This is a genomic window from Pedobacter sp. AC464 (assembly GCF_979253075.1).
Genome location: NZ_CEEDBV010000002.1, coordinates 897,485 through 904,010, shown reverse-complemented (window position 1 = coordinate 904,010; position 6,526 = coordinate 897,485). Strand labels below are relative to the sequence as shown.

At 39.1% G+C, this 6,526-nt stretch carries 6 protein-coding genes and 1 tRNA gene; 4 read left to right on the top strand and 3 right to left on the bottom strand.

All coding sequences use genetic code 11. From position 1 onward, the window contains the following. Nucleotide 1 precedes the first annotated feature (1 nt). Nucleotides 2–77: transfer RNA gene (locus AC0IWT_RS14685), tRNA-Met, on the bottom strand. A 114-nt stretch (nucleotides 78–191) separates the two neighbouring features. On the opposite strand from AC0IWT_RS14685, the gene era reads away from it, so the two are divergent. The 3 genes from era to AC0IWT_RS14670 all read left to right on the top strand — a co-directional run bounded on the left by era (nucleotide 192) and on the right by AC0IWT_RS14670 (nucleotide 3,216). Then, nucleotides 192–1,088 carry a GTPase Era gene (era, locus tag AC0IWT_RS14680; RefSeq protein WP_471797723.1) on the top strand — a complete coding sequence of 299 codons (897 nt, stop codon included), beginning with the start codon at nucleotides 192–194 and terminating at the stop codon, nucleotides 1,086–1,088. Between the two features lie 132 nt (nucleotides 1,089–1,220). Further along, entirely contained in the window at nucleotides 1,221–2,522 is a 1,302-nt protein-coding gene (gene der, locus AC0IWT_RS14675) for a ribosome biogenesis GTPase Der (RefSeq protein WP_471797722.1), read from the top strand. 184 nt (nucleotides 2,523–2,706) lie between these two features. Next, the gene (locus tag AC0IWT_RS14670; protein WP_471797721.1) at nucleotides 2,707–3,216 is read left to right on the top strand and encodes a GNAT family N-acetyltransferase; all 510 of its coding nucleotides are present in this window, start codon (nucleotides 2,707–2,709) and stop codon (nucleotides 3,214–3,216) included. On the opposite strand, the gene AC0IWT_RS14665 is transcribed toward AC0IWT_RS14670, so the two are convergent. Together AC0IWT_RS14665 and AC0IWT_RS14660 are read right to left on the bottom strand one after the other, a co-directional pair. Beyond that, entirely contained in the window at nucleotides 3,217–3,723 is a 507-nt protein-coding gene (locus tag AC0IWT_RS14665) for a GNAT family N-acetyltransferase (RefSeq protein ID WP_471797720.1), read from the bottom strand. A 90-nt stretch (nucleotides 3,724–3,813) separates the two neighbouring features. Continuing rightward, entirely contained in the window at nucleotides 3,814–5,421 is a 1,608-nt protein-coding gene (locus AC0IWT_RS14660) for a S41 family peptidase (RefSeq protein ID WP_471797719.1), read from the bottom strand. A gap of 177 nt (nucleotides 5,422–5,598) precedes the next feature. Between AC0IWT_RS14660 and murQ the strand changes: the two genes are divergently transcribed. After that, nucleotides 5,599–6,405, top strand: coding sequence for an N-acetylmuramic acid 6-phosphate etherase (murQ, locus tag AC0IWT_RS14655; RefSeq protein ID WP_471797718.1), 807 nt, complete (start codon nucleotides 5,599–5,601; stop codon nucleotides 6,403–6,405). Nucleotides 6,406–6,526: the final 121 nt, after the last annotated feature.

Genomic DNA, 6,526 nt, shown 5'->3' with positions numbered 1-6,526 from the left:
TTGGTAGCGGGGACACGACTCGAACGTGCGACCTTCGGGTTATGAGCCCGACGAGCTACCAACTGCTCCACCCCGCACTTTATACAACTCGTTTTTTCAATTGAATTAAATCCTTAACTCTGTTTCCGAATTGGAATGCAAAGATATAATTCGTTTCTTTGTACTGCAAATTTTTTTTAAAAAATATTTTAATGGCGCATAAAGCAGGTTTTGTAAGTATAATAGGTAAACCAAATGTAGGTAAATCAACCCTCATGAATGTGCTTGTAGGCGAGCGACTTAGCATTATTACACCTAAAGCTCAAACCACAAGACACCGTATTTTAGGTATCGTAAATGAAGCAGAATATCAGATAGTTTTCTCAGATACTCCAGGAATTATCAAGCCAACTTACAGTTTACAAGAGAGTATGATGAGTTTTGTGAACGGATCTTTGACCGATGCAGACGTACTTTTATTTGTAACCGACATTAATGAAGCTTACGATGAAGAAGATGTTTTGGAGAAAATTCTTAATAGAAACATCCCAACTATTGTTCTGATAAACAAGATAGACAAAGCCCTGCAAGAGCAGGTTGATGAGAAGATTGCCTTTTGGCAGGAAAAATTAAATCCGGTTGCTATTTATGCAATTTCGGCGCTACACAACCATAATGTCGATGGTTTGCTGGACAGGGTTTTGGAAATGCTGCCCGAACACCCACCGTACTACGATAAAGAAGATTTGACGGATCGCTCAGAGCGCTTCTTCGTTTCAGAGATTATTCGCGAGAAAATTTTTCTTAACTATCAAAAAGAAATTCCTTACAGCACCGAAGTTATCGTTAAGAGTTTTAAAGAAGAAGAAATGAAAAATGGTAAAGGGGCTATGGTTCGCATTACCGCAGAAATTGTTGTAGAAAGAGATTCGCAAAAAAATATTTTAATTGGTACTGGCGGCAGCATGCTTAAAAAAGTTGGTACCGAAGCACGTATCGAAATCGAGAAGTTTTTAGATACAAAAGTGTTTCTCGAAATGTTTGTAAAAGTAATTCCCGATTGGAGAAGTAAAAAGAACTACCTAAAAAGTTTCGGTTACGATAATTAACCGTACCTTTGCAGCCCGAAATAAATCGGTTAGTAGTTGATAGTCAATGGCTGATAGCCTAATTAGTTTAAGCAGCTTGCTGAACATCCAGACCGTTAACTATAAGCCATTAACTATCAATTAAGACACACCATGAGTAACATTATAGCCATCGTAGGCAGGCCAAACGTAGGCAAGAGCACACTTTTTAACAGATTAACCGAAAGCCGTAAAGCTATTGTAGATGACTTAAGTGGCGTAACCCGCGACAGGCATTACGGTACAGCCGAATGGACCGACAGGCAGTTTACCGTGATTGATACAGGTGGCTATGTTGCGAATTCTGAAGATGTTTATGAAGCGGCAATCAGGGAGCAGGTAATGATTGCCATAGAAGAAGCCAGCGTGCTTATTTTTATGGTTGACGTAACTACCGGCATTACCGATTTAGATGATGACATTGCGCAGGTTCTTCGCAGAAGCAATAAACCAGTGTTTGTTACCGCAAATAAAGTTGATAATACAGCGTTACATAGCGAGATAAGCACTTTTTACGGATTTGGCTTAGGTGAGGTTTTCCCGCTTTCGTCAATGACTGGCTCCGGAACTGGCGAATTACTTGACGAAGTAGTTAAACATTTCGAAGATATTCCGGAAGAAGAAAACCAGTTGCCAAAAATAACCATTGCTGGTCGGCCGAATGTTGGTAAATCATCTTTAGTTAATGCCTTAATTGGTAAAGAGCGTAATATTGTAACGGCAAATGCTGGCACAACCCGCGATTCGATTAAAATTCATTACAACCAGTTCGGGCATGAATTTATGTTAATTGATACAGCCGGGCTGCGTAAGAAAACCAAGGTTAAAGAAAACCTCGAATTTTATTCGGTAATGCGTACCATAAAGGCTTTAGAAGAAGCCGATGTTGTTGTTTTGATGATTGATGCGCAGGAAGGTATCGAAAGCCAGGATATAAATATTTTCCACCTTGCCGAAAAAAACAAAAAAGGTATTGTTATTTTGGTAAATAAGTGGGATTTGATTGAGAAGAATACGCAAACCATGAAGGCTTTCGAAGAGCAGATTCAGGAACGTATTCGCCCTTTTACCGATGTACCGATTGTTTTTACTTCGGTTTTGAACAAACAGCGGATTTTTAAAGCTATTGAGGCTGCGCTCGAGGTTTATAAGAACCGTAGCAAGAAAATACCTACGTCAAAATTAAACGATGTGATGTTGCCTTTAATTGAGAAATTTCCACCGCCGGCATTAAAAGGAAAGCACATCAAAATAAAATACATCACCCAAATTAATGCTACTTCGCCAATGTTCGCGTTTTTCTGCAACTTGCCTCAGTACATTAAGGATCCGTATAAGCGTTTCATAGAAAATAAGCTTAGAGAGAATTTTGATTTCTCGGGTGCGCCGATTCAGATTTATTTCAGACAGAAGTAAGCCGGATTAAAATTTATAATATTCAGAAAAGCAGGGTTCGCATTCCATCGGAGAAAGCAGCCCTGCTTTTTGCTAAAATCTTTTTGCGATTTGTCAGTATGAACCCGTTGCAAACTTCATCAAAAAGTATTTCCGCTTCAATCAGGTTTAAATAATTTAAAATCGTAATCCTTATCTTCGCACAATGCAAATCGAGGTTAAAAACAGCCAAATTTCAGATATAGAACTCATTTTCGAGTTTTACGATATCGCAGTTGCTCATCAAAAAAAAGTTTTTAATAAGCATTGGCAAGGTTTCAGCAGCGCATTAATTGAAACAGAAATTTCAGAGAACAGGCAGTATAAGATTCTGGTAGATGGTGCCGCGGCCTGTATCTTTGCGGTCACTTTCAACGATAAATTGATTTGGGGCAACAAAGATCAGGATTCAATTTACATCCATCGTATTGTAACACATCCAAAATTTCGAGGTCTTGCTTTTGTAAAGGAAATTATTAAATGGGCAAAAGCATTTTCCCTTAATAATGGCATTAAGTTTATCAGAATGGATACCTGGGCCGACAATGAAAAGTTATTAGAATATTATACTGGCTGCGGTTTTAACTATGTTGGTGTTGCTGTTATGGAAAAAACAGAAGGCCTGCCAAAACATTATGAAGGCATAAGTTTAAGTCTGTTTGAAATCGAAGTTTAATTATTGAAGGTCTAATTTCCAGGTAAACATACCCTCACCTTCAGCAATTTTTACAAAATTATTTTTTTCCAGTATAGCGTACGATGCCACATTATCAACCGCTGTTGATGCTGTAATTATTTTCACGCCTTCTTGTTGCTTCGCCCATTCAATTATTCTGGCAACTGCTTCGGTCATAAATCCTTTTCCCCTAAACGCTTCATAGGTGCCGTAACCAATTTCTATTTCGCCGTTCGCATCCGGTTCGCCAACAAAACATAAATCGCCAATCAGTTTTTTATCCGCTTTTGAAATCAATGCCCACAAAGTATTGTACAGGTAGTTTTTGTCCTTATTGTGCACATTGGGTAAAATTGTCTGCTCCAAAGCCTCTTTCAACTCAGTAGAAATCTTCTTTTCAGAAGGAAGCAATTGCAATTCTTGCTCGAGCGAATTATCATTAGCAATATATTTTAAAAGTTGGTTGTGTGTAAGCGGGTGAAGTATGAGTCTTTCCGTTTCTATCATGTTTAAGTTCGAATTTGGGAGGATAGATTTTCGAGTTTCCAAATCCCGCAGGTTGAATTAATAAGAGCTAAAATTACTGCAAATCAGCAATTACTGTAGGTTTGCAAGTGCTTGCTTTACCGCATTGTCATTCTGATTGGCGGCACGGTAATAACCAACATCGCCAAGGTAGTATCTGCATAGAAGTGCTTTCAAGTCGTTAAGTATCACTGTTTTGGAATTATACAGCTGAAAGCGGTCTAACGGCACATTTTTCCGTTGCAGAAAGCCGATAAAATCTTTAAAGTCCGTGTCGTTTAAGTTAAATACATTAATATTTTGTTCGATGTAAGCACCGGTATATTTACTTGTGAGTACATTAAATACGTAATCGGAAAGGACTCTTTTACTAACTAACGAACTGTAAAATTTGTTGTAACCCATTGTATCCAGCTTCACAAAAACGTCGGGCTGTATGCCACCACTTGTTTTAGGTTTTCTGGGCTGCGACAAATTTATTCCCCCGTTTTTTTCTACAGAATCTCTGAAAGATGTTAAGTCGCCGGTTAGTTCTCCATCTGTCATTCTTTCATCTAATTCATGTTTGTACGCATCGTAACCTTTTTTATAAGATTTTTGGATGCTTTTTCCGGATGGAGTATAATATCTGGCAATTGTTAAGTTTAAGGCAGAACCATCTTCAAAAGAGAATTGTTCCTGTACAAGCCCTTTACCAAAAGAACGGCGGCCAACAATTATTCCGCGACCTAAATCCTGTATTGCGCCGGCAACAATTTCGCTTGCCGAAGCTGTATTTTCATTTATTAAAATAGCAAGTTTTCCTTGTTGAAAGGCTCCGGTGCCGGTCGAGAAATAATCTGTACGTGGTTCATGCTTACCCTGCGTGTAAACAATAAGTTTGTTTTCTGGCAAAAACTGATCGGCGAGGCCTGTGGCGGCACTAAAGTAACCTCCGCCGTTATCCCGTAAATCGAGGATAAGTTTTTTCATTCCTCTTGCCTTCAAGCTTGCTGCAGCACTAGAAAAATCACTGTCGGTATTTGCGCCAAATTTGCTGATGCGTACATAGCCGGTTTCTGGATTAATCATGTAAGCGGCATCGATACTGCTAATATTTACTTTGCCTCTTGTTACCATTACGCGGTTAGGCAACTGGCTTCCGCTGTGCATTAAAAGTACGTTTACACCGCTGCCTGCTTTACCTCTAAAACGGCCGCTGAGTTGGTCTTTAGGTAATTTGCGGCCACTAACAACTGCTGTATCAATACTTAAAATCTTATCGCCGAGTTTTATACCAGCCTGATAAGCAGGTCCGTCTTTAATAACGCCGGTAACCATCATGGTATCGTTTAGCATATAATATTCAATGCCTACACCTTCAAAGTTACCCTCCAAATCATTTTGCATGTCTTGAGCATTAGCCGGCGGGAGGTAAACGCTGTGCGGATCCAGCTGATGCAGAACACTGTCTATAGGCAAATTTTGTAACGAATCAGTATTGATATCATCTACGTAGTTGCCATTGATAATATGAAGAATTTCGTCGAGCTTGTCAGAATTTTTTGCAGTTAAGGCCGGACTTCTCTCAACGCCAAATCCCTGGTCTTTAATAAATTTTATACCCAAAAACATCCCGACTATCAAAATTAATGAATAGCTCAAAGCAATCAGGATGTTATTGCGGGTATTTTTTTTCATCGACGTTGTGCAAATTTATGAAAATTAGCGGGTTGATTAATTTTTTAACTGCTTTTTATCGTCTTTTGTTTCTAATATTTAACAATTATTAACGCAGCAAAATTCAGGTATCGATATTTTTGGATTTTTAGGGTAGATTTTAAAAAGAAATTACCGAATTTTATCAAAATTAAAATTATGGACAGAGTTACTGAGCACGAATCCAATTATAACAACATAGAGAAAATGTCTGTTTTGGAAGTGCTGCAAGGCATAAATAATGAAGATAAAACTGTTGCTTTTGCAGTTGAAAAATGTTTGCCTCAGATTGAAAAACTTACATCGGCAGTTGCCGAAAGAATGAAAAAAGGTGGGCGTTTGTTTTATATTGGTGCGGGTACCAGCGGCCGTTTAGGTGTTGTGGATGCATCTGAATGTCCGCCAACTTATGGCGTTCCTTTCGATTGGGTTGTGGGTATTATTGCGGGTGGAGATACAGCGATTAGAAAAGCTGTAGAATTTGCAGAAGATGATGCCGAACAAGCCTGGAAAGATTTGCAGGAATTCAACATTAATGAAAAAGACTGCCTGGTTGGCTTAGCGGCTTCAGGCACAACGCCGTACGTAATTGGCGGCTTAAATACGGCCCGCAAAATTGGCGTTTTAACCGGCTGCATTGTTTGTAATACAGGTGGGCCGATAGCGGCAGAATCTGATTTCCCTGTTGAAGTTGTAGTTGGCCCGGAGTTTATTACCGGCTCTACCAGAATGAAATCAGGAACAGCGCAAAAATTGGTTTTAAATATGCTGAGTACCACAGTTATGGTTCAGCTGGGCCGTGTGGTTGGCAATAAAATGGTTGATATGCAGTTAACCAATAATAAGCTTGTAGATCGCGGAACGCAAATGGTAGCCGATGAATTGAACATTGAATATGAAAATGCTGCAGATTTACTGAACCGTTATGGAAGCGTTCGCAAGGCGGTAGAAGCGGGGCAAAAGTAACCTTATTAGGGAAAGATTAGGTGATAAATTTATAATGATTGGGTTATAAAATTGTTCAATAAGTGTACGCACATAAGCCCGAATTTTATTGGCCGGTTGTGAATACGATTCGCTCAATTAA